This window comes from Marinobacterium sediminicola (assembly GCF_022343685.1).
In the GTDB taxonomy this organism is placed as follows: domain Bacteria; phylum Pseudomonadota; class Gammaproteobacteria; order Pseudomonadales; family Balneatricaceae; genus Marinobacterium; species Marinobacterium sediminicola.
Map to the genome: position 1 here is coordinate 661,825 of NZ_CP092123.1, position 21,804 is coordinate 683,628.

Genomic DNA, 21,804 nt, shown 5'->3' on the forward strand with positions numbered 1-21,804 from the left:
TCTAATCGGCGTCCACCCCGGAGGCATCCGGGGGGACGCTGCTCTTCGGCGTCAGTCGCTGATGCAGCCAGGCCAGCGCCAGCAGTGCCAACCCCAGTCCCATGAAGGATGCCACCCGCCAGAGTCCAGTCAGGTCCGACATGTCGATCAGGAACAGCTTGGCGACCACCACCAGCAGCAGGGCCAGGCCTCCACGATACAACGAGGCTTTCTGCAGCCAGTTTCCGCCCAACAGGGCACCCGAAGCCATCAGCAGCCAGACTGCGGAATAGGTGTACAGCTCACCGTCCGGGGTTGGATAGCTCAGGCTCAGTTTGCCCTGCCAGAGGTGGCGGATCTCCAGTGAAATGAACAGCAGCCAGTTCAACCCTGCGGCCATCGCAGAGTAGCGCCCAATGCGGCCGGGCAAGAGCCGCCAAAGTATCAGCATCAGCAGGCTTGGCAGGCCGTAGCTGATCAGCAGCAGGTTCCACAGCGGAGTCGGGCTGATCTCGGTACTGTGCCAAAGCGGGTTATACCAGAGTACGACCAAGAGCAGATGGTTACCGGCGGCTGCCAGCAGGTGCAGGGTTGCGATCACCTGATAGAAGCGTTGCAGGTATTGGCTAAGTCTGGCGCGCCAGAGGTAGACGCAGCCGGCGGAGCCCCAGATCAGCGTGTTGAGGCTGGCTTCGAGAAAACTGTATTCATGGCGGAAGATATCGCCGTCATAGAGCCAATAACGTACCTCGGCCGCCAGTGTCAGTACCAGCAAGTGGGCGGCGGCGCCCTGAAGCCAGGCGGTCAGCTTGTGGTCGTGGCGCAGAATCCAGGCCCCGGCAAAGGCGCAGAGCGTCGAGCCGCCATAGGTCCACAGCGACCAGTGGGTACCGCTGTCGTAGGTCAGCAGCCAGGGGTTGAACGTCAGGCGGCAGATCACCACGGCAAGGAGCAGGCGAATCACCCAAGGCAGCAATCTCAGCTGATAGTGTCGTTGCAGCAGCGACAGGGTGATCAGTTGAACGGCAAAGGCCAGGGTCAGAGTGGCATCGACCAGCCAGATTACCGCGGCCAGCGACAGCCCCAGATGGGCACTGCTGATCAGCAATACCCTTACCAGGTCGCTGGTGGGGCGCTCCAGGGCCATCTTCGACAGCGTCAGATAAATCAACCCGAGAATGAGCGCTGCGCCTCCCCAGGCCCAGTCGGCAGTGAAGGCGGTGAAAAGGTAGTAGCCCAGTGCCAGCATCAGCAACGGCGTGAAACAGCCAAGGCCAACCCAGAACCCCGGGTATTCCACCCGTCGCTGCAGCAGCCAGGCTGAACCGGCGGTATAGAGGATCGTCAGCATCACAAAGCGGGAAACCAGTGCCGCCTGAGTGGCGGCGTCCGGTGCGGTGAACAGCAACTGATCGCCGAGATAGCTCAGCATCGGCATGACCACTGCCAGTGCGGTCGCCAGCAGCAACAGAACTGGCAGGGGATTCAGAATCGGGCGCCGACTGGCGGCGAGCAACAGCAGGGCTGGTAACAGCAGCAGGGTCGGATAACTGCTGCGGGAGACGGTTTCAGTGGCCAGCGTAATCCCCTGTGCCAGTACGATCAGCACCAGTGTCGGAAGGACCGGCCAGTAGCGGGTGCTGCGAACCTGTTTGAGTAACTGCAGCCAGTGACTGGCAGGCTCGTCGCGCCGCTGCAGCAGCCAGTCGTAACCGGGCACGGCCAGAAACAGGTAGGTCAGTGCCAGCAGATAGAGCGATCGGACACCGTCAGCCGGATGGCTGCCAAGACTTAGCAGCCACCAGCCCAAGCTGCCTGCGATGACCCCCAGCCAGAGCCAGCGTCTTTCAACGTAAGCCAGCAGCCAGAGCGAGAACAGGGTCAGGATGCCGATGTAGATCAGGGCCAGCTCGATCTGGCCTGAGCCGGTATTGACCAGAATGGGGACCAGATAACCTCCGAGCATGCCGAGCGCGGCCAGTACAGGGCCATGTCTCAACGCCAGTGCCTGGGTGGCGAAGGAGACCAGTGCCATGCCAGTAAAAATCAGCCCCGGCGAAATGTCGTTCAGTAACTTGAAGGCGGCAAAGAGTGCGGCATAAAGGATGATACTGGCGCCTCCGGCCAATGCCGCGAACACATCATGCTGGCCACGGCTGCGCCTGAGCCATTCGGCGGCCCCATGTAGCACCACGCCGGCAATCAGGGAAAGAATGACACGCGCTTCCGGCCCCAGCAGACCCTGCTCAATGGAGTAATGCACCATGAAAACGCCGGCCAGACCGACACAGATACCGCCCAGCCAGATCATCCAGTTGGCTCGGAGGTTGGCGGCAAGACGATCAAAAAAGCGGGGCGCTTCAGCCGTGATGGGAGGTGAGATGGAAATCGTTGGGGGCTGTTCGGCAGCGGGTGCTGGTTCCACACCCCAGGCAGCATCAGCGGCAGCATGCTGAGTGGCTTCTGTGGGCGTGGCGCTCTCCTGGCGTGTGGGGGGTGGCGCGGGTTCCGCTTCCGGTCGGGGGGGGGGAGCGGTGAGGTTTTCGGGTGGGCGGGCGGTTGCTACATCGGTGGTCCGTGGAGCCTCGCGCTGTTCCAGCTCCTGGACACGCTCCTGCAGCTGGGTAATGTGATCGCGCAGGTGACGGGTAACGACCCAGGCGCGAATGCCGAAACAGGCTCCGACCACTACAAACAGTGGGAGAGCCATCAAAAGCAGCCAGAGTTCATCCATCATCCACCTCATCTATATCCATGTTGCCGCCTTCTGCCCTGACGAACAGATCGCTTTGACTATAATGCAATTGGCTCCCGCGCAGAAAGACAAGAGCGGAAGGTGACGCATGATTAACCCTGTATTGCCCCAAGTACTGAGCGAGCTTCGTCAGCACCCGGAAGGGGTCAGTGAGTATTACCTGATGCGGACACTGGACCGGCAGAATGCATTTGACGAGTTGGAAGCGGATGGACTGCTCGCCCTCTTTCGTAAGCATTTCATCATCATGAATGCCCTTTACGATCTGCAGGATATTCTTTGGGAAGAAGAGGGGCGGGTGCTGAATATCTCGCCCATGCATATCGAGCTGCACAAGTCCCGTGGCAAGGATGATTGCATCGATCCCAACCCGTTGCTCAGCGAGTACTACCTCGATTGGCACAATTTTGAACACACTACTGCCGAGGATCTGGTGGCGTTGATGGAAACTGTGACCGGCCCTCGTCACTGAGGGCCGGGTACCAAATGAGAGATCAATCCTCGATTTGACCACTCTCAATCCGTTTACGGTAGATTCCCTGCAGTTTGTAGAGATCCTGCTGGAGCTCAAAGAATCCATGCCAGTGGGCATAATCGGGGCCGGCCATCATGGCACCGTGGCGGGCTCTGCGTCCTTCATGGTGCCATAGATGGTAGAAGGTGATCTGGAACTCGTCGGTCCAGGGGTTATCCTTCAGCAAGCCCTTTTCCTTGAGCTCGTCACGCATTTTGCGCGCAGGATCGTAGTACTCCACGTTATACAGCTGAACAGCCTTGTCACCCTGTTTGAAAAAACCTTCGGTATGCGACTTGCCATGACAGGCCTTGCAGACCGCTTTCATCTCCTGTCGGCCCTGCTCGCCGTTGCCAAGCAGCGGACTCAGTACATCGGTGGAGTTGCGCACTTCAGAGCGTTCAGCCCAAAGGTTCCAGTACAAGCGCTGAGTGATGTTGTGAGTAGGGGCCAGATTGCCGACGCCGCTCATATGGCAGGTGGCACAGGTTGGGGCACGATAATCGCCGGGTTCCCAGCCGTCGGCGGGAGCGTTCCAGTTCCACTCATGGCCTTCGGCTGCAAACACCTGCCCGTGTTTGCTGTTTTCGAAGACTTCAATATCGGGGTGGTCCGGCCCCAGATGGCAGCTGGCACAGGCTTGAGGCTTGCGGGCTTCGGCAATGGAGAAGCGGTGGCGGGTATGGCAGGCACCGCAGTTACCGGTTGATCCGTCCGGATAGATATTACCCATGCCCGAGTTGGGCCAGGTTGTGGGATCGGGGCGGCCGTCGTCCAGCAGCTTGATCTCCGTGCCGTGGCATTGCATGCAGCCGGTTTCGTCCGGTGCATTGCCCAGTTCAGGGTTATTGCGCCCTTCATGGAATTTCACCAGGGCGTGCAGGCTGTTCTTGGGAATGATCTGGCGGTAGGCACGGAAATGACCGCTGTGATTGAACTCCTGCTGCTCCTGCGCATGACAGCGGCCACAGGTGTCCGGGGAGACCAGGGGGGAAATATAGACATTTTCCAGTCCTTCCTGATTATGCAGCCGAGCATCGGGTTCGCCCTTGGCTGCCGCATGGCAGTCGTTGCAACCTACGCCGACATGGCTGTGTCGGCTGTTCTTCCAGTCTGCGACGACTCCCGGGTGTTCCTGTTGATGGCAGCTGACGCACTGGCGGTCAAGTTCGGAGAGGCTACGGCTGAATGCCAGTGATTTGATACTCGGATTGATCTCGGAACCTGTGGCGGCAGCCTGGGCCAGGACGCTCAGCGGCAGCAGTATGAGCAGCAAGAGTCGGCAGAAAAGCTGAACCATGATCGATCTCCTTATTCGGTGATGGCCGCCGTTGGCGGAGGGGGCAGTTCGCGGCTCAGATCGGCATGACCGACACTATGGCAGTCGATACAGCTATCCTTGATGGTGCCGAGAAAATAGGGTTTATGTGCCACAAATTGTGCAGGGTCCAGCCCGGAGCCGGATTGCAGGTTGTTGTGGCACTTGATGCAACCGGAATCATAAACATAGGTGTTGGCCCGGGCGCGCTTGGCGTGCCAGTCCACATCCTCGGCTCCGAGAACGAACTCTTTCCAGATATCCCAGGCGCCGCTGCGGGCCTTGACCCACAGGTAATTGATCGTGCTGTCATGCGGCAGATGGCAGTCGGTACACAGGGCCTGAATGCCCGTCGTGGAGTTGCCACCATGAGTGTCCCGCAAAAAAGAGGCCTGCATTGGCTTCATGCTGTGGCAACTGCCACAGAAGGCTTGAGTCGAAGTCAGGTGCAGAGTGTGATCGGTCAGGCCCCAGCTGCTGATAACGCCAATGCCGAGAAAAGCCAGTACCAGCAGCGTCTTGATCCAGAACATGGCCATATATCCTTATGTGACGCTAATTTTAAGTATGCCACTCAGCTTAGAACAGCATGGCTTTTTTTCCAGTGAACCGGCTTGCCAAAGGCCGGTATGGCGGTCAGACTTTGGAAAAACAATCACGGAGGATGTTTTGTATGACAGGGATGAAGAGAGGGTTGCTGGCCTTGCTGATGATGTTTGCAGGCACGGTCGCGTGGGCGATTGAACGTGACGGCTTCCTGCAACACCAGTATCGCACCCAGTGTCTGGCCTTTGCCGAGGATCCGGAGAGCTTTCGGCAGCGCCTTGAAAACGGAGCGCTGCCTCAGTTGCCCTCCGCCCTCGTGCGTCAACTGCTGATGGGCAACGACAGCGTTCAGGGCTGGGCTCTGGCCTATCAGGGAAGACGCGAATATGTTCTGGTGCTGGCCGAAGATGAAAACAGTTGCGCCATTGTCGCCCGGTATGCGGATGTGAATTACACGCTGAGCTGGTTTGAGCAGCTGATGCTTAACCCCCCAGAGGGCTATGATCCTGAGCGGCTGCAGACTGCTGAAGCTGAAGGACATTTCGCCGGGAATGCCCAGATCAATCGCTGGGCCTGGAATGGGTCTGATCGTGTTTTGACTCACAGTCTTATGGTTTCCGAGCAACAAGATGCACAGATACAGGCAATCCTGTCGCTGACACTGACAATGAAACAGAACGAAGAGTAATCCCTGCATGAAGAAATATACGGCCTGCCTTCTGGTACTGATGACGGTGTTGCCAAGTCTGGCCCAGGCGGATGAGCGTGCCGTGTTTTTGAAGAAGGTTTATCTCTCATTCTGCATGAAGCACTTTGACGATTATGGTGCCCTGCGCCATGAGCTGATTGCTCAGCAGTTGCCCAAATTGCCGCCACAGCAGGCTCAGCATTTCCTGCCGGAAGGTGGCGGCGATGCCTGGCCGATCCCTTATCAGGGGCAGTTTGGCCAGTATGTTCTGGCCTTGCCGGAGGGAAACCGGCTCTGTTCGGTTCTGGCACGGCGAAGTGATGCGACCGTCACCCGTCAGTGGTTTGCCGACTTGGCTTCGCAGGCCCCGACACCGCTCCACTCCAGTAAACTCAGTGAAAAACAGATACAGACCCCACTCAACGGCGAGGCACTGACTGAGTCCTGGCAATGGGCGACCGAGCATGCACCGCGCCGCCTGTTACTCACCCTGACCACCTCTCGTGAGTCCGGGGCTGCGATTCAGGCAATGGTGTCACTTACCCTGAGTGAGCGCTGATCAGGGCATGCTGAGGATTTCAAACGCGGTATCGCTGGCCGATGATGAGATTGAACTGAGTGCCATTCGTGCTCAGGGAGCCGGTGGGCAGAACGTCAACAAGGTGTCTTCGGCGATTCATTTGCGTTTCGATATCTGTGCTTCTTCTCTGCCGGAGTTTTACAAGGAACGATTGCTTGCGCTCAATGACAGCCGTATCACCCGAGAGGGTGTGATCGTGATCAAGGCGCAGCAGTACCGCACTCAGGAACAGAACCGTGAGGATGCACTGAATCGTTTGGCCGAACTGATTCGCAGTGCGGTAAAGGTAGAAAAAAAACGCCGTGCCACGAAACCGACTCGCAGTTCTCAGCGCAAGCGGCTGGATAAGAAAAAGCAGCGTGGCAGCATCAAGTCGATGCGGGGCAAGGTGCAGCCCTGAAATAGTTTAAATCAGCAAAACTGATCACTTTGTGCTGTTTTTTGCCGTTCATGATCAGTGCTTCCGATTGCACAATGGCAGTTATCCATGAACGAGTTGCGCAGCCCGCAACAGGAGGCTTGCCATGAATGAACGTACCATCAAACGTCGTATCCCTGCCCGTGAGAGCCGCGATGGCGCCGGCGTGCGCCTGCTGCGCAGTCTGGGCCGCTCGGCGCAGCATCGTATTGATCCTTTCCTGATGCTGGATAACTTTTTTTCCGATAATCCTGAAGATTACATTGCCGGTTTTCCGGCGCATCCTCACCGTGGTTTTGAAACCGTCACCTATATGCTGGATGGGCGCATGCGCCACCGTGACCATCTGGGTAACGAAGCGGTGCTCGAAAGTGGCGGCGTGCAGTGGATGACGGCTGGCCGTGGTGTGATCCATGAGGAAATGCCGGAGCAGGAAGAGGGGCTGATGCGAGGATTCCAGCTTTGGGTGAATCTGCCCGCCGCCGAAAAGATGATGCCAGCACATTATCAGGAATTTGCGGCCGACCAGATTGCTCTGGTTGAAGACGCGCTTTCGGGAGCCCGACTCAAGCTCATCGCCGGTGAAATAGAACTCAATGGTCAGTCCTATGCCGGCCCGGTCAAAGGCATCAGCCGTGACCCCTTGATGCTGGATCTGCGCCTGCCACCCAACGCCTGCCTCTCGCTGCCACTGGCGTCTGAGCGCGCCGGTTTTATCTACCTGTTTGAAGGCAGCGGGCAATTGGGATCGGAGGTGCTCAATCTCAACGAGGCCGCCGAGCTGTCGGCCGGTGACCAACTGTCATTTAGTGCCGGTGAACAGGGAGCTGCCATGCTGATTCTCGCAGCAAGGCCGATAGGAGAACCGGTTGCTCAATATGGTCCTTTTGTCATGAATACGGTGGCTGAACTGGATCAGGCCATCGAAGATTATCAGCAGGGCCGCCTGGTCTGAGAGAGACAAGGGAAATGAATGAACCGGCCGCTGTTCAGCCACAACAATCACTGCCAGCCCCGGTGGCCGCCTGGCTGGCCAAAGTGTTGCCTGAGTGGAGCAAAGTGTCCTCTGAGCTGGAGATCCTGCAATCGGGGCGATTGCGAACGGATATGGACCAGTCGCGGTGGCTGACGTTCAGTGCACGCCAGCGGGTATGGCCCCTGCAGCATGCATTCATCTGGCAGGCGAAAGTCGGCATTTTTCCTGGGGCATGGGTGAGTGTCAGGGATGGCTTTCATCAGGGGCAAGGGCGGGGAGAGGTCCGGTTGTTCTCGTTGATACCTCTGGCACGAGAGAGAGGCGGCAGCGAGTTGAATTCGGCTGCCTTGATGCGCTTCCTGGCCGAGAGTGTCTGGTATCCGGCAATGCTGATTTCTGATCCCTGTATTCGCTGGCAGTCATTGTCGGCGCGATCGGCACAGGTTGAAATTCATTGTGAGGGCGTCAGCGCTACGCTGATATTCTATTTCAATGAACAAGACGAAGTGTGCCGGGTATACAGTCCCGGCCGGTATTGTCGTGAAGGACACAAGTATCGTTTGCGTCCCTGGGAGGCCCGGCTGGAGCAATACCAGCGTTTTGAGGGTGCCTTATTGCCCACCCGGGCAGAGGTGGGTTGGTACCGGCTGGGTGTGTTTCAGCCCGTGTGGCAAGGGCGGGTCGAGTCGGTTCGTTTCCGATCAGACGCGGGTAAGACTCAGGTTGAGTGGGGGTGATAACAGCGCCGGCCCCTCAGCGTTTTGTGCGCTTCGGCGGTTTCAGCTGCTCAATCCAGGCCGGATCGAGTGATGTCTGCTCTGGTGCGATTCCCAACGCCAGCAGTCTGTCCAGATGAGCCTGACTTTCTGTCTGCAGGTCACGCAGTTCGCTTTCGTTGTTTTCCAGTCGGTACATCTGCTCCAGTCCCAGATGGTAGAAGCGCATGACCTTCAAGGCCGTGTGATCATTACGCTCAACGCCGTCCTTGACCGCATGCAGGATGTTGGTCACGCTCATCAGGCTGCGCTTGAGTTGCCAGCCGTAGCGGGCCGAGTCCATCCAGGGCTGCTGCCAGTAGTAGCCTTTGAAGACCAGGGTGGTGGCGATGACGCCGGACAGCACCCCGGCCAGATTCCAGATGAAGTTTCCGCCTTCCGGGCTGCCAAAAATACGCACACTCAGTGTGGCCAGTGTCATGGCCAGAATCGCAAAGGTCGCCATCACGATCAGGTTGCTTTTGCGGGTCTCCTGGCGGTACTGCTCAGGATTACGGGATTCAAGGGTAAATATGTCCGACATGTCAGGGCCTTGTCTGCGCGGGAGTGCTGAGGTTAGCAGTAATCGTCGAGGCGGGAAACGGGCTCTGCTAAGCTGTTAAAAGCTGAAAGGTTTGACAGGAGATAGATATGTGGTCCGAATCCGATATGCAATATCTGCGCAGGGCTGTAGAGCTCGCCGAGGAAGCTGTGGAAGCCGGAGATGAGCCCTTTGGCTCTGTTCTGGTGGCCGCTGACGGTCGGATACTCGCGGAAGACCGCAACCGTATCCATGCAACCGGTGACAATACGCGTCACCCCGAGTTCGAGCTGGCTCGCTGGGCGGCCGAGCACCTGACCCCTGAAGAGCGAGCGACGGCCACGGTTTATACCTCGGGAGAGCATTGTCCCATGTGCGCGGCTGCGCATGGCTGGGTCGGACTGGGCCGCATTGTTTACGCCAGCTCTTGCCAGCAATTGGGGCGCTGGCTTGAGGAGCTGGGTGTGCCGGCTGCGCCGGTCAGTGCCTTGCCGATCCGTGATGTGGTACCCGGACTAAAGGTTGAAGGGCCGGTGCCGGAACTGATTGACCAAATTCATCAGCTGCATCGACGGCATCATGCCTCGGATCAGTAACGGGGCTTCACGGGTAAAACGGGCCGGTGGATGTTTTGTTCAATGCATGCTGCCGGCCGCGAACGGTTTACTGGCCGCCTCGATACATCCCTCGATGCATCTGCCATAGCTGCTGGCGCTGTTCCTCTGTCAGCACACTCTCCATCTCCTGCTGCAGTTTCAGGCGTTGTTCAAGCATTTCCAGCTGTTCCTGCTGCATTTCCCGATGTGCATTCAGTAGCTTGTCATTGTCGGGTTTTCCATCCTGCCAAAGCTGCTGCATCTCGTTGTGGTGTTCCCACATTTCCTTCATCTGTTCCTGATACAGCTGCCAGACCTTTTTGCCGATCTCGTTCATCCTTTGCTGCTGGTTTTCATCCAACTGCAGGCCGAACGTGTTTGGGCCTCCCTGGATTCCACCCATCATTGGGCAGGGCATTATTCCCATGCTTCCCATTCCCATACCGCCCATTCCCATACCGCCCATTCCCATGCCATACCCCATCATGTGACCGCCCATGCCATAGCCCATCATGGGGCCATAGCCGTACATCATTCCGGGGCCCATTCCCTGTGCCATGGCAGGTCCGGGCATGTTGGTTGGCGCTTGTTGCATCATATGGTTGTGCGCACTTACAGGGATTGCCAAAGCCAACCCCAGCAGAGCCGGTAACAGCGGTCGAGTTATCTCAATTCTGAACATGTTGACCTCTCCGTATTAGATGATTCAAGCGTGGCACAGACCGAGCAGATCGCAAGGAGATCCTCGTGATTCATGGCAATTTGCTGCTCATTTTCGAGTGACGTCAGCGATGAGGTGCTCACTGTAAACGGCGTTTGTTTGTGGCATAATACGGCATCGAAAAGCGTCATCTGCCCGCTGAACCATGTGCAGCCGGCCCCGCCTTCCTCGTTTCAGAATTTCCATTTTCCAGGCAAGTGAGACCATTCCATTGCTGACCACTGCGAACATCACCATGCAGTTTGGCGCCAAGCCACTGTTTGAGAACATTTCTGTCAAATTCGGTGACGGCAACCGTTACGGCCTTATCGGTGCCAACGGCTGCGGTAAATCCACCTTCATGAAAATTCTGGGTGGCGACCTGGAACCGTCCTCCGGCAATGTCTCCAAAGATCCGAATGAGCGGTTGGGTAAGCTGCGTCAGGATCAGTTCGCCTACGAGGAGTACTCCGTGGTCGATACGGTGATCATGGGGCATGAGGAGCTTTGGGCGATCAAGTCTGAGCGTGACGCGATCTACGCCAAGGCCGAGATGACCGAGGAAGACGGTATTCGCGCCGGCGAGCTGGAAGCCGAATTTGCCGAGATGGATGGTTATACCGCCGAGTCCCGTGCGGGGGAACTGCTGATCGGTGTCGGCATCCCGGTGGAGCAGCACTTTGGCTTGATGAGCGAAGTCGCGCCGGGCTGGAAACTGCGTGTCTTGCTGGCCCAGGCACTGTTCTCCGACCCGGATATTCTGCTGCTCGACGAGCCGACCAACAACCTGGATATCAACACCATTCGTTGGCTGGAAGGGGTGTTGAACCAGCGTCAGTGCACCATGATCATCATTTCGCACGACCGCCACTTCCTCAACAGCGTGTGCACCCACATGGCCGATATCGACTACGGTACGCTCAGGGTGTATCCGGGGACCTACGACGATTACATGCTGGCTTCTACTCAGGCGCGTGAGCGCATGCAGGCTGACAACGCCAAGAAGAAGGCTCAGATCGCCGACCTCAAGGCGTTTGTCAGTCGCTTTTCTGCCAACGCCTCCAAGTCACGCCAGGCCACTTCACGCCTGAAGCAGATCGACAAGATTCAGCTGGAAGAGATCAAGCCTTCCAGCCGCCAGAATCCGTTCATCCGCTTCGAACAGGCGAAAAAACTTCACCGTACCGCGCTTGAGGTGGAAGGGCTGGCCAAGTCGTTCGACGAAGAATTGTTCTCCGGACTGAATTTGCAGGTGTCCGTGGGTGAGCGGGTTGCCATCATCGGTCCCAACGGCATCGGTAAATCCACCCTGCTCAAGTGTCTGGTCGGCGATCTGGAGCCGAATGCCGGGACGGTGAAATGGTCCGAGAACGCCGAGATCGGTTATTACGCCCAGGATCATGCCCACGAATTCGAGCAGGACATGAACCTGTACGACTGGATGAGTCAGTGGGGCAAAGAGGGTGATGATGAGCAGGTGATCCGTGGCACGCTGGGCCGGATGCTGTTCTCGCAGAAAGAGATCGACAAGTCCGTTAAAGTCATCTCCGGTGGTGAGCAGGGGCGTATGCTGTTCGGCAAACTGATCCTGCAGAAGCCCAATATCATGCTGCTGGACGAGCCCACCAACCACCTGGATATGGAATCCATCGAGTCGCTCAATCTGGCACTGGAGAACTATCCCGGGACGCTGATCTTCGTCAGCCACGACCGAGAGTTTGTATCATCACTGGCTACCCGCATCATCGAGCTGACACCGACCGGCATCGTCGACTTCCACGGCAACTACGAAGATTACCTGCGTTCGCAGGATTCCTGATCGTTCCTTGATGTGACGCAGCCAGCCTGTTCAGAAATACCGGCTGGCTGCATATCCTGCCTCCGCTCAAGCACACAAAACCGCTGTGTGTTGAAGCTGTTTGGGCGGCCCTGAGCTTCATGCGATAATAGCCGTTTTCAGCCGAGTCTGCCGTCGTGACCACTTTTGCCGATCTTCATCTCTGTCCGGAACTTGTCCATACGCTGGAGGAGCTGGGCTACAAGCAGCCTACGCCGATTCAGGCTCAGGCGATTCCGCGCATACTGGCTGGCAAGGATCTGATCGCCGAGGCGCAGACCGGCACCGGCAAGACGGCAGCCTTTGCCTTGCCGATGATTCAGCAGTTGAGCCGGGAACCGGTCACGGATGAGTATCATGAGATCCGCGGGCTGGTGCTCGTGCCGACCCGCGAGCTGGCGGTTCAGGTGGGGGACAATGCGCTGGAGTACGGCCGACTGCTGGGTATGAGAGTGATCTCCATTTTTGGTGGTGTACGCTTCGACAACCAGATCCGCAAGATGAAACGTGGCGCTGATATTCTGGTGGCGACCCCGGGGCGTCTGCTGGACATGCTCAATCAGAAGAAACTCTCGCTGGCACACCTGCAGCTGCTGGTGCTGGACGAAGCAGACCGCATGCTGGACCTGGGGTTTATTCACGATATCCGCAAGCTGATGAGCCATATGCCGGAACAGCGTCAGACGCTGCTTTTTTCCGCCACGCTGAATAGCTCGGTAGAGGCTCTTGCCGAATCGCTGTTGCGACAGCCGGAACGGGTGCAGGTTGCCCGTCGCAATGCCGCCAGCCAGCAGGTCAAACAGAGTGCCTATGCGGTGACCAATGCCGACAAGACCGACGTGCTCAGTTACCTGATCAGAGAGGGAAACTGGCAACAGACACTGGTATTCACCCGTACCAAGCGCCGGGCTGATCTGGTGGCGGCTCAGCTGCAGGAGGAAGGCATCAGTACGTTGGCGATCCATGGCGACCGCCACCAGCGTGAGCGGCTGGCGGCGTTGCAGGCATTCAAGGAGGGAGAGGTGCAGGTGCTGGTGGCAACGGATGTGGCGGCCCGTGGTCTGGATATCGAAGCATTGCCGCAGGTGGTGAATTACGATCTGCCCAATCAGCCCGAGGCCTATGTTCACCGCATCGGGCGAACCGGCCGAGCCGGTCAGCGCGGCTGGGCCGTTTCTTTGGTGGCACCGGAAGAGCGGCGTTTTCTGCAGGCGATCTCGGCGTTGCTCAACAAACCCTTGCAGGTGCAGCCCGTGCCTCGCTTTGAAAATGGGCGCCTGATCGAGAGTGCCCCACTGGCTGAGAAAAAAACGAGCAGACCCGGTGCTTCAAAGCCTCGGTCAGCCCAGAAATCCAGAACTGCCAGCAAGGAAACCAACAGCCCTGAGCGTAAGCCTGCACGTTCGGCAGGTCGTCGTTCTCTGTTTTCCCGTTAAAGCGGGCTATGGCCTTGTCCGAACAGATACTCAGCATTGCGAACAAAGGGAAGCTTCATAGTAGTTGAATTGAGTGCTGCAGAGCTGCAAAAATGAAAAGATAGAACCTTTTTCAAGGCCCTTATAATGAAAAAAATGTTCAACGACTGGCGTTGGCCGGGCCGTTTCATGATGCTGGCGCTGGCGTATTACACAGCTGGGCTGGTCGGGCTGTCTGTTCCCTTTCTCGATGCTCACATCACGCTTATCTGGGCGCCGACAGGTATCGCCTTAGCGGCCCTGATGCGCTGGGGATTGTCATTATGGCCTGCGATCTGGCTGGCTGCCTTCAGTATCAACCTGTCGATTGATGGTTCGCTCTGGTTGGCCAGTATCATCGCCACTGGTAATACGATAGGGCCGCTGTTGGGGGTCTGGTTGCTCAAGCGCTCAGGTTTCAATCCCAGTCTGGCGCGTCGCACAGACCTGCTGCTTTATCTGATACTCGGCGTTGTCACAGCCATGCTGATCACTTCAGCCAATGGGGTATATCAGCTCTGGCTGGCCGATGTGGTGCCGACCGCGGCTCTGCCCAAGGCCTGGGCGGTGTGGTGGCTGGGGGACGCCATGGGCGCTCTGGTGTGCGGGATTCCGTTGATGACGTTCCGCTGGTCCGCTTTGAAAACGACGCTTGGTGGATCCCGCGGGATTGATCTTGGCATCGCCCTCCTGCTCCTGCTGTGCACCGGGGTACTGATTTTCAACGGCCCGGTGAACAATGAAGCCTTGTATCATCCTGTCCTTTACCTGCCATTTTTCCTCTTGTCCTGGTTGGCGATCAGGGGTGGTGTGGCGGTGGCCTCTGGAGCTGCACTGTTACTGTCGGCGCAGGCAGTATGGGCAACGGCACAGGGCAGCGGCCCCTTCCTGTCTGATGACGTCCATTTCAGCCTGGCCATGCTCTGGGGCTACATGGCAACAGCGACCATCATTCCCGTACTCATCACAGTGCTGATCGGGGAACTCAGCGTGAGTCAACGTCGCCTGGCGCTGGCGAGCCTGGGGGCAGAGCTGGGGATGTGGGAGTGGAGTCTGAAGGATGACCGTATCAGCCATGCCAAGGAATCGCATGTACTGAATCAGCTACCCATGGCAACCAGTGGTGAACTGTTGCGCAGCCTTATGCACCCCGAGGACGTGCCCTCATTCAATCTTCAGCTGAACAATCACCTCAGTGGTATTGATGAGCTGTTCGAAGCTGAATGCCGTTTCAAAACGGACAGTGATAATTGGTCCTGGGTGTTGATCAGAGGGCAGGTTGTCGAATCGGATGAGCATGGAGAACCTGCTGTCATGGCGGGCACCATGATTGATACCAGCGCTCGCAAGGCAGCAGAGGCTGCCCTGCTGCAAAGTCAGGCCAAGTTGCAGCAGAGCGAGGAGCGATATCGTCAGCTGCTGAGTAATTCACCAGCAGGTATCCTCAACTATGATCGTGAGTTGCAGGTAACCTATGTGAACACCCGTTTTGCCGAGATCATGTGTGTTCCGATCGAGTACATGTTGGGGCTGAATTGTCACAAACTGCGTGACCAGCGCGTGATTCCGGCTTTGGAAGGTTCACTGGAAGGCAAGCGTACCTACTATGAAGGTGAGTACTGTACCAGCTATGGCAGTGTGCAGTTGTGGATTTCGATGCGTTGCGCCCCGGTCAGGAGTGAAGCCGGTGAGATCGTGGGCGGTATCGCCCTGATTGAAGATATTACCGTGCGCAAGCGCATCGAAGCCGAGGAGCTGCGTCAGCGCAAGGGGCTGGCGGCTTTGAACGAGGTCGCGGCATTAACCCATCTGCCATTTCAGGAGCAGTTGCGCCAGGCGCTCAGAATCGGGAATGAGCATTTTGGGCTCAGTTTTGGCATCGTCAGCGAGATTTCAGGACAAACCTACAAGTTACTGGCGCAAGTGTCGCCGCCCGGCACCCTTGAAGATGCACAGTGCTTCGAACTGGGTAATACCTACTGTGACATCACCTTGAAGCTGAATGACGTGCTGGCCATATCAAGCATGGGGTCTTCTGTCTACCATCATCACCCTTGCTATGAGCTGTTCCACCTTGAGTCCTATCTGGGTGCGCCCGTTTATGTGAATGACCAGGTTTTCGGGACGGTGAACTTTTCCGGGCCCGAGTCCTATGAGCGAGAGTTCGATGATGGTGATCGGGAGTTCATGCGCCTGTTGGCGCGCTGGATAGGCTCTGCCATTACCCAGGAGATGGACCGTCGAGCCCTGGCGGCCAGCGAACAGCGGTTGGAAACGATCATCGAGACCCAGCCCGAATGCGTCAAGGTCATGTCTCCGGATGGTGAGCTGCTGCAGATGAACTCTGCTGGTCTTGCGATGCTGGAAGCGGACAGTGTCGAGCAGGTTAACCAGGCTGGGGTGCTCAGTTTTGTCGATCCGAAATACCGGGAACAATTTGAGGCACTCAATCAACGCGTGCTCCAGGGGGATTCTGGTTCACTGGAATTTACCGTGACCGGGCGGCAGGGCCAGGTCCGCTGGCTGGATACCCATGCAGCTCCGTTGCGCGACACCGATGGACAGATCTCGGCGGTGCTTTCGGTCACTCGAGACATTTCCCAGCTTAAACATCAGCAACAAAAGCTGGAACAGCTGGCTCATTATGACAGTCTGACCGGGCTGCCGAACCGAGCATTGCTGGCCGAGCGCATGGAGCAGGCGGTTGCCCATGCGCATCGCTACGGTTCGGTGTTTGCTGTCTGTTATCTCGACCTGGATGGCTTCAAGGCAATTAATGATGCTTTGGGACATGAGGCAGGGGATAGAGTGCTGATAGAAATCGCTCAGCGACTGGTTGCCACCCTTAGAGAGGTCGATACCGTGTCGCGTCTCGGGGGAGATGAGTTTGTGCTGCTGTTGAGTGGTATCAGTACGCTTGAACAGGCCGAAGTGACGCTGGAGCGTGTACTGCGTCGGGTTGCGGACACTGTCGTTGTTCATGACAGGGATTGTCACGTTTCTGCCAGTATTGGTGTTACGACATATCCACAGGATGGCCGGGACCCGGATACGCTGCTGCGTCATGCCGATCAGGCAATGTACACCGCCAAGCAACAGGGCAAGAACCAGTACTACTTTTACCATCTCCCCGGCGCGCTTCATTCATGAGCGCAGCGATGTATGCCGTTGAAATTCGAGTACACAGGAGGCAGGAATGACACCTGCAATCAATCAGGTCCGCAAGGCAGGGGTCGACCATCGGGTTCACGAGTACCAGCATGACCCCAGCAGCGAGTCTTATGGTACCGAGGCTGCCGAAAAGCTTGGGCTCTCTCCAGAGCAGGTGTTCAAGACGCTGGTGGTAAGTCTGGATGGTAAAACGCTGGCCGTCGGTATAGTACCGGTTGCCGGCAAGCTGAATCTGAAGCAGATTGCCAAGGCGGCCGGGGCGAAAAAAGCCGCCATGGCTGATCCGGCCGAAGTCGAACGCGTCACCGGTTATGTCATGGGTGGGGTTAGTCCTTTAGGTCAGAAAAAGCGTTTGGCAACCTTTATCGACGCAAGTGCTCAGCAGTACAGCACGATGCATGTCAGTGCCGGACGTCGTGGTCTGGAGATCGAACTGGCCCCTGATGATCTGTGCCGGCTGACGTCGGCGCGTTTTGCTGCCATTGCCGGCTAGCTTGCGGATGAGGTTCAAACATGTGACTCGCTTATCCCCGGACATTTCGGAGCGTAGGCTGACGATCGGAACCTGCTGGCATACACTCTAAGCTCATGCCTGTATCGGGAGTGCGTACTATGGACAAGGGCCGTGATGCTGACAACCTCATGTCACTGATACAACATGCGGTGCTGGCGCCTTCCAGCCATAACTCCCAGCCGTGGCGCTTCAGGGGGCTCAAACACCAGCTTGAACTTCATGCGGACCTGAAACGTCGACTGCCGGTCAATGATCCCGATAACCGGGAACTGCATATCAGTTGTGGCTGTGCGCTGATGAACCTTAGAGTATCTGCCGCCCATGCAGGCTGGGGAGTCAGCCTGGAGCTGTTGCCAGAGAGTGCCGAGCCCTGCCTTTTGGCACGTATCTCGCTGGATGCAGAACCGGCCGATTCCTCGCTGGCAGTACTTTTCGATGCGATGTTGTTACGGCGCACCTATCGAAACCGTTTCAAAAAGGAAGCCTTGGAACCGTTACTGGAAGAGTCGCTGATCCGTGCAGCTGAAGTCGAACACTGCCAGCCGGTGGTTATTAAGGACGACCTGCTACGGGATGCCCTGGTGGAGCTGATCCGTGAAGGGGATAGTCTCCAGTGGCAGAATGATGCCTGGCGTGACGAACTGGCGCAGTGGTTGCACGCAGGACGCAAGGGCGATGGGCTGGCTGTTCCGGGACTGGTAGCGCCACTGGTCCGCGGTGTGGTACGGCATTTTGATATGGGGAAAAGTGTGGCCTCGCAGGACAGTCTGCTGGTGGAAGAATCTCCTGCTCTGATACTGTTATCCACAGAGGGGGACAGTCCTGAATACTGGCTGCAAGCGGGTCAGGCATTGCAACGCCTGTTGCTGGTGGCGCAGCGACAAGGGATTCAGGCGTCCTATCTGAACCAGCCAATTCAGGTCGCCGAGTTGCGTTCTCGGCTGAAGCAGCAGCTGGGCATTGCGGGCTTCCCCCAAATTCTGTTGCGGCTAGGTTACCCCGAAGAGGTGCTGCCGGCTTCATCAAGGCGACCGGTCGAAGAAGTCATCATGGGCTGACAGTCGTCAGTCAAAGGTGTGGACCCTTGTCGTCCTGATGCGATTCGATCTGGGCAAGCCACCGCAATAAGTGCTGCTCCAGCTGCCCGGGCTGGTCAATCCGGGCAACCAGCTCTGCTTCCTGCTCAATCAACTGTGCCGTCACCTTTTCAATCAGGCTTTTACCCTTGGGCGTCAGAGCGACCAGGCGGCTACGGGCATCTGCCAGATTGGCGGGGCGCTCGATTAACTCCTTGTCTTCCAGTCTGAGCAGAATTTTCGTCATGCCGCCTGAACTGACCAGGAGTTTGCGATAGAGCTCGGTTGGCGTGATTCGGTATGGCTCAGGACTGTTACGCAGGGCACAGAGCGTCTCAAACTCTGCGCTTTGCAGGTTGTACTGCTTGAACAGCTCCCTGGCCAGACGGTTCAAATACTCATGCAACCGGTAGATGGCAGGAGCAATCAGACTGACTCCGACCGAAGCCTCGGGCCAGTATTTCTGGGAGACATCGGTTAGTTCAGTAAAACTCACACGTTCACGGCTCATGGGGAGAGGTTCCTTGTTTTTATCTTTCTCGGAAGATAATATCACGCATGATTATCTTACTGGGAAGATAAAATGGCTTGGCTCTATCTTTTGCTGGCAGGTGTGTTCGAAGTGGGATTCGCGGTGGCCTTGAAACAGTCGGAAGGGCTGAGCAGGCTGGGGCCCTCAATAACCTTCGTGGTACTGGGAGGATTGAGTTTCATGCTACTCACCAAGGCCATGGCCAGTATCCCGCTGGGAACGGCCTATGCGATCTGGACTGGCGTGGGGGCCATGGGGACGGTGCTGGTTGGAATGATCTGGTTTGGAGACCCGGTCAGCGGGTTGCGGCTGTTTTTTCTGGCCCTGCTGTTGTGCTCGTTGGTAGGGCTGAAATGGGTATCCTGAAGGTGGACTCCAGAGCCATTGGCACTGCTGCTGGCCATGCGGCTAGCCCGGTCTGATATCACATCAACAATATTTTTGTGCAGCGGATGGATATCCCTGGTCCGGTTGTGGCTTTCTTCCTGTGGCGTATTCGGATAGGTTGTCAGGAATAACATCAACAACCGTTCAAGGACACAACATGGGTTGCTACAACACGCCTTATGAAGCGCTGGGTGAAGACGGTATTCGCAGCCTCACCAACGCCTTTTACGATTTCATGGATACGGCGCCTGAAGTGGCTGGCATTCGTGCCATGCATGGCAAGGACCTGGGGCCCATGAAGGAGCGACTGGCCGAATATCTGATCGGCTGGATGGGCGGTCCTCAGCTCTATGCCGAAAAATATGGCTCGGTTTGCATGACCAGCCCTCACAAGCCCTATGCGATAGGGACGGCAGAGCGTGACCAGTGGCTGCTGTGCATGGACAAGGCACTGGAGCAGATTGGAGCTGAAGAAGAGCTCAAGCAGATGCTCAAGGAACCGATGTTCGCCATTGCTGATATGGTGCGTAATCGGGACTGACCCTCACAAACAAGGGTGTCGGATGGGGGAGCCATCGGGCTGAGGTGTGGGAGGTTGCGCCTGGCCTCTGATAATCATCCCCGGTCACCAGCGTCATCCTCCCATGCTGTTGTTCACATCAGTTTGGGCTTGAAAGCGGCACAGGCTTCATCAGGTTTGGCTGTTGACAGGTTCTTGTCCAGATCGCCGGCCAGCGCCTTTGACACCCGATTATCCATGGCGCCACGCAGCAAACCCAGAAAGTGCGGTGGAGCAGCCATATAAAACTGGCTGATCTGATTGTCATTCAGGGCATGGCGTACCTGATCGATCACCTCGCGAGCAAAGCGCTGGTCCTCAGCCTGGCGCGGGGTGACCTTTTCTTGCATGCCATGGGTGCCAGAGCCTGCATTGGCCTGAGCGCCAGGTGCATCGCTCGTCAGTGACGACCCCGGCGCACGTGCGGCAGGGTGGACCAGGGTATGGATCTCTTCAGCCGTGTCCCTGGGGCTTTTCTGTTGGAAGATGCGTGCCTTGGCGGCGTCGGCAACAACGTACCAGGTAGCCATGTAAGTTCTCCCGCTGTTTGATCAATGTGTGGGTGCAGGTTCTGACCTGCCATGACTCAAGTATTGTTCAAAACCGGGAATTGGAAAGGGCAGGATTGTTTCTGCATCATCTGACTGTCAGGAGATGCAAGACTATTCTGTTGAGCCTGGTGCAAGGACTTTAACCAGACAAAATGGGCCTGACCACTTTATCCCGTTTTATTCCGTTAATACGTTTTGTCCGCAAGATAGCGGCTGATTTCTGAGCAATTCGATTCGCTTTATTCCCCTTCGAAACCATTCTTTCGGCTGATGATAACTCAGCTGCCGCTGATAAAATTTGATCAAACAGATCAGGTTAACAAACTGCCGTCCAGTGATATGTCCATTTTATGGATGTGTAAATGTGATGAGCTACCAACTTGAGATACCGGGTTGGCAAGAAATGCTTCTTTCCGGGAAATTCGCTTAGTTAAAACGCCTCAAGCTGAACAGGCAGTTTATGGAGCATGGAGCATGAAAGGCATTGATGCCGAAGAAACTCAACAGATTCACACCCTGTGGGATGAGTTGGCGGCTTTTGGGGCTTCAGAGACTGACCAGGCGCTTATCCATGTCCTTAAAGGGCTGTGCAGTCTGATTTGCGCTCAGGACGCCTATTGGATGGGAACTCTGAGAGTGCAAGACAAGGCCTTCAGTGATTCGGCCATGTGCTGGAAACCGAGGCACGTAGTGCGTCTGTCTGACGGTTTCGAGCAGGATATGGCAAGAACGGAGTCTCCCAAAAGAATCGATTCAAAAGATGCTGATGCTTGCCTGTTGAGTCATCCCGGGGAAGCTGGGCGATTCGGCATTTCGGTTCAAGACGAGAGGCTTGATTCGGCATGTTCTGAGTCTGAACTCTGCGAAAGCTCTGACCCGTTAACGGACACTGGTGAAGTCATCTTTGTTTGTACTCCAGTCACTCAGGATGCGGAGTCATGGTTTGCCTTTGAGCGCTTAGATGCGAAGAAGCCGAGGTTTAGTCAGCGTGAGAAGCTGTTGCTGGAGCATGCTGTCAGACCAATGAAATGGTTCCATCGGCAGTTGGCTCTGCATCACGGATCCATAGTGGCGAGTGAGCCACTTACCTCTTCAGAGCGAAAGGTTTTGAGTGGACTGTTGACGGCTAAGACTGAGTCACAGATAGCAGATCATCTCAATTTGAGCAAAAGCACCGTGCATACCTATTGCGTCAGAATCTGTCGCAAGTTCGGAGTCAGGGGGCGCACAGGATTAACGGCGCTTTGGTTGGAGGGCACTGGAGTCACTGAATAGTGACTCCATGACGGATTCAAACATCTGTATGTTGCTTGTCATCATATTAATCATGGGTCTGCGTGTCGGAAGCGGGCATGGG

General features: G+C 56.7%; 22 protein-coding genes. 15 read left to right on the forward strand and 7 right to left on the reverse strand.

Annotated features, from left to right (window positions below):
* Window position 1: 1 nt before the first annotated feature.
* Entirely contained in the window at window positions 2-2,713 is a 2,712-nt protein-coding gene (locus LN244_RS03115) for a DUF2339 domain-containing protein (RefSeq protein WP_239041394.1), read from the reverse strand.
* A 109-nt stretch (window positions 2,714-2,822) separates the two neighbouring features.
* Between LN244_RS03115 and LN244_RS03120 the strand changes: the two genes are divergently transcribed.
* Window positions 2,823-3,206: a DNA-J related domain-containing protein gene (locus LN244_RS03120; protein ID WP_239041395.1), complete on the forward strand. Its 384-nt coding sequence runs from the start codon at window positions 2,823-2,825 to the stop codon at window positions 3,204-3,206.
* Window positions 3,207-3,228: 22 nt separating this feature from the next.
* On the opposite strand, the gene LN244_RS03125 is transcribed toward LN244_RS03120, so the two are convergent.
* Window positions 3,229-4,548 (reverse strand): multiheme c-type cytochrome, encoded by a 1,320-nt coding sequence (locus tag LN244_RS03125; protein ID WP_239041396.1) that lies wholly within the window; start codon window positions 4,546-4,548, stop codon window positions 3,229-3,231.
* 11 nt (window positions 4,549-4,559) lie between these two features.
* The gene (locus LN244_RS03130) at window positions 4,560-5,099 is read right to left on the reverse strand and encodes a cytochrome c3 family protein (protein ID WP_239041397.1); all 540 of its coding nucleotides are present in this window, start codon (window positions 5,097-5,099) and stop codon (window positions 4,560-4,562) included.
* Between the two features lie 140 nt (window positions 5,100-5,239).
* Between LN244_RS03130 and LN244_RS03135 the strand changes: the two genes are divergently transcribed.
* The 5 genes from LN244_RS03135 to LN244_RS03155 all read left to right on the forward strand — a co-directional run bounded on the left by LN244_RS03135 (window position 5,240) and on the right by LN244_RS03155 (window position 8,511).
* Window positions 5,240-5,800: an NMCC_0638 family (lipo)protein gene (locus LN244_RS03135; RefSeq protein WP_239041398.1), complete on the forward strand. Its 561-nt coding sequence runs from the start codon at window positions 5,240-5,242 to the stop codon at window positions 5,798-5,800.
* 7 nt (window positions 5,801-5,807) lie between these two features.
* Complete coding sequence (locus LN244_RS03140) at window positions 5,808-6,359, forward strand: NMCC_0638 family (lipo)protein (RefSeq protein WP_239041399.1); 552 nt, start codon at window positions 5,808-5,810, stop codon at window positions 6,357-6,359.
* 7 nt (window positions 6,360-6,366) lie between these two features.
* Window positions 6,367-6,780, forward strand: a complete 414-nt coding sequence (gene arfB, locus LN244_RS03145; RefSeq protein ID WP_239041400.1) for an alternative ribosome rescue aminoacyl-tRNA hydrolase ArfB — start codon at window positions 6,367-6,369, stop codon at window positions 6,778-6,780.
* A 124-nt stretch (window positions 6,781-6,904) separates the two neighbouring features.
* On the forward strand, window positions 6,905-7,753 hold the full coding sequence (locus LN244_RS03150) for a pirin family protein (RefSeq protein WP_239041401.1): 849 nt from the start codon (window positions 6,905-6,907) through the stop codon (window positions 7,751-7,753).
* A 14-nt stretch (window positions 7,754-7,767) separates the two neighbouring features.
* Window positions 7,768-8,511: a DUF6544 family protein gene (locus tag LN244_RS03155; RefSeq protein WP_239041402.1), complete on the forward strand. Its 744-nt coding sequence runs from the start codon at window positions 7,768-7,770 to the stop codon at window positions 8,509-8,511.
* Window positions 8,512-8,527: 16 nt separating this feature from the next.
* On the opposite strand, the gene LN244_RS03160 is transcribed toward LN244_RS03155, so the two are convergent.
* Window positions 8,528-9,073: a DUF3087 family protein gene (locus tag LN244_RS03160; protein ID WP_239041403.1), complete on the reverse strand. Its 546-nt coding sequence runs from the start codon at window positions 9,071-9,073 to the stop codon at window positions 8,528-8,530.
* 107 nt (window positions 9,074-9,180) lie between these two features.
* On the opposite strand from LN244_RS03160, the gene LN244_RS03165 reads away from it, so the two are divergent.
* On the forward strand, window positions 9,181-9,666 hold the full coding sequence (locus tag LN244_RS03165) for a nucleoside deaminase (RefSeq protein ID WP_239041404.1): 486 nt from the start codon (window positions 9,181-9,183) through the stop codon (window positions 9,664-9,666).
* A 67-nt stretch (window positions 9,667-9,733) separates the two neighbouring features.
* Here LN244_RS03165 and LN244_RS03170 read toward each other — a convergent pair whose 3' ends face one another.
* Window positions 9,734-10,348, reverse strand: a complete 615-nt coding sequence (locus LN244_RS03170) for a Spy/CpxP family protein refolding chaperone (protein WP_239041405.1) — start codon at window positions 10,346-10,348, stop codon at window positions 9,734-9,736.
* A gap of 250 nt (window positions 10,349-10,598) precedes the next feature.
* On the opposite strand from LN244_RS03170, the gene LN244_RS03175 reads away from it, so the two are divergent.
* The 5 genes from LN244_RS03175 to LN244_RS03195 all read left to right on the forward strand — a co-directional run bounded on the left by LN244_RS03175 (window position 10,599) and on the right by LN244_RS03195 (window position 18,400).
* Window positions 10,599-12,185 (forward strand): ABC-F family ATPase, encoded by a 1,587-nt coding sequence (locus LN244_RS03175; protein WP_239041406.1) that lies wholly within the window; start codon window positions 10,599-10,601, stop codon window positions 12,183-12,185.
* A 155-nt stretch (window positions 12,186-12,340) separates the two neighbouring features.
* Window positions 12,341-13,639, forward strand: a complete 1,299-nt coding sequence (locus LN244_RS03180; protein WP_239041407.1) for a DEAD/DEAH box helicase — start codon at window positions 12,341-12,343, stop codon at window positions 13,637-13,639.
* A 126-nt stretch (window positions 13,640-13,765) separates the two neighbouring features.
* A complete protein-coding gene (locus LN244_RS03185) occupies window positions 13,766-16,807 on the forward strand; it encodes a sensor domain-containing diguanylate cyclase (protein ID WP_239041408.1) in 3,042 nt (1,013 codons plus the stop codon).
* Window positions 16,808-16,853: 46 nt separating this feature from the next.
* A complete protein-coding gene (ybaK, locus tag LN244_RS03190) occupies window positions 16,854-17,321 on the forward strand; it encodes a Cys-tRNA(Pro) deacylase (RefSeq protein ID WP_239041409.1) in 468 nt (155 codons plus the stop codon).
* A gap of 119 nt (window positions 17,322-17,440) precedes the next feature.
* The gene (locus tag LN244_RS03195; RefSeq protein ID WP_239041410.1) at window positions 17,441-18,400 is read left to right on the forward strand and encodes an Acg family FMN-binding oxidoreductase; all 960 of its coding nucleotides are present in this window, start codon (window positions 17,441-17,443) and stop codon (window positions 18,398-18,400) included.
* A gap of 10 nt (window positions 18,401-18,410) precedes the next feature.
* On the opposite strand, the gene LN244_RS03200 is transcribed toward LN244_RS03195, so the two are convergent.
* Entirely contained in the window at window positions 18,411-18,929 is a 519-nt protein-coding gene (locus tag LN244_RS03200) for a MarR family winged helix-turn-helix transcriptional regulator (RefSeq protein WP_239041411.1), read from the reverse strand.
* 72 nt (window positions 18,930-19,001) lie between these two features.
* Here LN244_RS03200 and LN244_RS03205 point away from each other — a divergent pair, with 72 nt between their 5' ends.
* Together LN244_RS03205 and LN244_RS03210 are read left to right on the forward strand one after the other, a co-directional pair.
* Window positions 19,002-19,316 (forward strand): DMT family transporter, encoded by a 315-nt coding sequence (locus tag LN244_RS03205; protein WP_239041412.1) that lies wholly within the window; start codon window positions 19,002-19,004, stop codon window positions 19,314-19,316.
* A gap of 178 nt (window positions 19,317-19,494) precedes the next feature.
* Entirely contained in the window at window positions 19,495-19,878 is a 384-nt protein-coding gene (locus LN244_RS03210; RefSeq protein WP_239041413.1) for a group II truncated hemoglobin, read from the forward strand.
* A 113-nt stretch (window positions 19,879-19,991) separates the two neighbouring features.
* Here the strand turns inward: LN244_RS03210 and LN244_RS03215 are convergent, their stop codons facing one another.
* A complete protein-coding gene (locus LN244_RS03215; RefSeq protein WP_239041414.1) occupies window positions 19,992-20,426 on the reverse strand; it encodes a host attachment protein in 435 nt (144 codons plus the stop codon).
* Between the two features lie 495 nt (window positions 20,427-20,921).
* Between LN244_RS03215 and LN244_RS03220 the strand changes: the two genes are divergently transcribed.
* Window positions 20,922-21,722: a helix-turn-helix domain-containing protein gene (locus tag LN244_RS03220; RefSeq protein ID WP_239041415.1), complete on the forward strand. Its 801-nt coding sequence runs from the start codon at window positions 20,922-20,924 to the stop codon at window positions 21,720-21,722.
* The last annotated feature ends 82 nt before the right edge of the window (window positions 21,723-21,804 follow it).